Origin of the sequence: Geminicoccus flavidas (assembly GCF_009806515.1) — a bacterium.
In the GTDB taxonomy this organism is placed as follows: Bacteria; Pseudomonadota; Alphaproteobacteria; order Geminicoccales; family Geminicoccaceae; genus Geminicoccus; species Geminicoccus flavidus.
The window spans coordinates 1-3,660 of record NZ_WUJP01000045.1; the positions used below are offsets into that span (position 1 = coordinate 1).

General features: G+C 72.2%; 3 protein-coding genes. All 3 read left to right on the forward strand.

Annotated elements, in window-relative coordinates; genetic code table 11:
* Positions 1-241, forward strand: a 241-nt coding sequence (locus EQG76_RS01210; RefSeq protein ID WP_159709861.1) for a M24 family metallopeptidase, incomplete at its 5' end; no start/stop codon positions are given.
* Between the two features lie 9 nt (positions 242-250).
* Positions 251-1,258: a JAB domain-containing protein gene (locus EQG76_RS01215; RefSeq protein WP_159709863.1), complete on the forward strand. Its 1,008-nt coding sequence runs from the start codon at positions 251-253 to the stop codon at positions 1,256-1,258.
* A gap of 45 nt (positions 1,259-1,303) precedes the next feature.
* Positions 1,304-3,660 (forward strand): ATP-dependent helicase HrpB (hrpB, locus tag EQG76_RS01220; RefSeq protein ID WP_159709865.1); only part of this gene is annotated, 2,357 nt, incomplete at its 3' end.

The window sequence follows — 3,660 nt, forward strand, 5'->3', positions numbered from 1 at the left end:
GGCGTTCCACCAGCCGCCGCAGGTCCTGCACCATCTGGACGAGGATCGTGACCTGACGCTCCTGCCCGGCATGTTCTTCACGATCGAGCCGATGGTGAACGAGGGCAGCCACGCGACGCGGCGCCTGGACGACGGCTGGACCGTGGTGACCGCCGATGGCGGCCTGTCCGCCCAGTTCGAGCACACGGTGGGGGTGACGGAAGGCGGCATCGAAATCTTCACCCTGCCCCGTCCGGCCTGAGGTACCGCGATGTTCGCCGTCGATCCGAGCGTTGCCGACAGCCTTCGCCCACACGGCCTGTCGGCGGCATGCGAGACCGATGCCTCGGGCGTTGCCCGCTTCGTGATCGTCGGCCGGACCTGGTCGTTCAAGGACCGGCTGAAAGCCCACGACGCCCGCTTCGATGGCAGCCGCAAGGCCTGGCTGCTGCCCTCCGAGGCCGCCCTGCGCAGCTTCGCCGACGGCCTCGCCACGGTCGTACCCGGCCTGGCCGAGGCGGCGCCGGCGGAGCCCGGCAAGGGCTGGAGCTGGGGCAGCAAGCATTTTCATGGTCATCGCGAGCGGCTGCGTAGCCGTTTCACCGAGGCCCGCGACGAGACCGCGCTCGCCGACTACGAGCTCCTGGAACTGCTCCTGTTTTTCTCGGTCCACCGCCGGGACACCAAGCCCATCGCCAAGGCGCTGATCGAGCGGTTCGGCGGGCTGGGCGGCGTGCTGGCGGCAGCGCCCGTGCGATATGGCGAGATCTTCGGCCTGGATCCGATGGCAGCCAGCGAGGAGCGCCGGGAGCAGGTCGACCAGGACCTGCGCTTCACCCGCATCCTGCTCAAGGCCATCCACCAGCTGATGCGGCGCGTCCTGAAGGAGGAGGTGAAGGAGCGCCCGCTGATCGGCTCGTGGACCGCGCTGATCGACTATCTGGCGATCAGCATGAGCCACGAGGGGACCGAGCATTTCCGCATCCTGTTCCTGGACCGCAAGAACATCCTCCTGCGCGACGAGGTGCAGAGCCGCGGCACGGTCGACCACACGCCGCTCTACCCGCGCGAGGTGCTCAAGCGCTGCCTGGAACTGGACGCGGCCGCAATCATCATGGTGCACAACCACCCCTCGGGCGACCCGACCCCGTCGCGCGCCGATGTCGAGATGACCAAGGAGGTGGCGGCCCTGCTGAAGGCTGCGGACATCGAACTCCACGACCATGTGATCGTCGGCAAGGGCCGGCACCTGAGCTTCCGCACCGAGCGGCTGATCTAGCGGCGGCTTAAAGCCGGGCGTTCGATCTGCTAGCTGGGCCGCGCTATGCCCGACCTGCCTGATCTTCCCGTCTGCGACGTCCTTCCGGCACTCGCCCAGGCCCTGGCCGGGCGGGGTGCTGCCGTGCTGGAAGCCCCGCCCGGTGCCGGCAAGACCACGCTGGTACCCCTGGCCCTGCTGGAGGCGCCCTGGCGCGAGGGCGGGCGGCTGATCATGCTGGAGCCCCGCCGCTTGGCGACACGTGCCGCGGCGCGGCGGATGGCCGACCTCCTGGGCGAGCGCACCGGGGAGACGGTCGGCTATGCCATGCGCTTCGAGCGCAGCATCGGGCCGGACACGGTGATCGAGGTCCTGACGGAAGGGCTCTTTCTGCGCCGGCTCCAGGCCGATCCGGAGCTCTTGGGCGTAGCGGCGGTGATCTTCGACGAGTTCCACGAGCGCTCGCTCGATGTCGACCTGGCCCTGGCGCTGACCCTGGAGAGCCGGGCTGCGCTGCGCCCGGACCTGCGCATCCTGGCGATGTCGGCGACGCTGGACGGCGTGGCGGTCGCTGGCCTGCTGGGCGAGGCACCGGTGATCCGCAGCGAAGGCCGGATGTTCCCGGTGGCCGTGCGCCATGTCGGCCGCGATCCGGACGAGCCGGTCGACTGGGCGGTGGCGCGTGCCTGCCTGGAGGCGGTCGCGACCGAGGCCGGCTCGATCCTGGCGTTCCTGCCGGGCCAGGCCGAGATTGGCCGCGCCGCCGCCTTCCTGTCCGGCCGGCTGGCGGGCCAGCCCGGGCTGCAGGTTCATCCGCTCTATGGCGACCTGTCCAAGGAGGCGCAGGACCGGGCGATCCGCCCGGCAGCCTCGGGCTGCCGCAAGATCGTGCTGGCCACCGATATCGCCGAGACCAGCCTCACCATCGAAGGCGTGCGGGTGGTGGTGGACAGCGGCCTGGCCCGCAAGCCCAGCTTCTCCCCGCGCACCGGCACCTCTGCACTCACAACCCGCCGGATCGCGCTTGCCAATGCCGAGCAGCGGCGCGGGCGCGCCGGGCGGCTGGAGCCCGGCATCTGCCTGCGCCTGTGGTCGGCCGCCGAGGAGCGGCAGATGGCGGCCCAGCCGCGCCCGGAGATCCTGGACAGCGAGCTGGTGCCGCTGGTGCTGGAGCTGCGGGTCTGGGGGGTGCGGGATGCCGCGAGCCTCGCCTGGCTGGATCCGCCGCCGGCAGCGGCCCTGTCCGCCGCCGCCGACACGCTCCGGCTGCTGGGCGCCCTGGACGAAGAGGGTGCGGTGACCGCCCTTGGCCGGCGCATGGCGCGGCTGCCGGTCCATCCGCGCTTGGCAGCCATGGTGCTGGCCGGCGAGCGAAGTGGGGCCGCCGACACCGCGGCGGCGATCGCAGCACTCCTGTCGGGTCGTGACCTCCTGCCCGGCAGTGCTTCGGTCGACCTCGCCCTGCGCCTGGAGGCGCTGCTGGGCGGCGGTGGAGAGTCCGGTCGGCGCCAGCAGGCCCTCTCGATCGCGCGACAGCTCGGCCAGGGCCGCTTCGACCGCAGCCGGATCGAGCCCGCCCGGGCCGGCGCCCTGCTCGCCCACGCCTATCCGGACCGTGTCGCCCGGCGGCGGGCATTGGGTTCCTATCGCTTGGCAAATGGCCGCGGCGCCCTGCTCGATCAGGCCGAGCCCTTGGCCTTGTCTCCCTGGCTGGTCGTGGCCGAGCTGGACGACCGGGGTGCGGATGGCCGGGTGCGGCTGGCCGCGGCGGTACTGCCCGACGACCTGCCCGATGCGGGCCGGCGGGAGGCGACGATGCTGGAGCTGGAGGGGCCGAGCGGCCGAGTGGTGGCCAAGCGGGCGGTGATGCTGGGAGCGATCGAGCTGTCGGTGCGCTACGACGAGCCCGGCCGCGAGCAGGCGGCCGAGTTGCTGGCCCAGGCACTGGCGCCGCGCCTGCCGGCCCTGATCGCGGTCACGCCCGCAGTCGAGCGGCTGCGCCGTCGTGTCATGCTGCTGCGGCACCTGGATGGCGAGGGATCGACCCTGCCGGACCTGTCGGACGAGGGGCTGGTCCAGGGCGCCGCCGACATCCTCGCCGGTTGGCTGGATGGGGTGCGCTCCCTGCGGGAAGCGGAGGCGCTCGACTGGCACGCGGCGCTCGCCGCCCGGCTGGACCATGCGGCGCGCCTGCGCCTGGATACCGAGCTGCCGACTCACTGGACCACGCCGGCGGGCACACGCCATGCGATCGACTATGGGAGCGATCCGCCGGTGCTGGCGGTGCGTCTGCAGGAGATGTTTGGGGCGGCACAAGGACCGGTGCTGGCTAACGGGCGTATCGCCTGCGTGCTCCACCTGCTCTCGCCGGCACAGCGGCCGGCGGCCATCACCAGCGACCTCGCCGGGTTCTGGCGCACCGG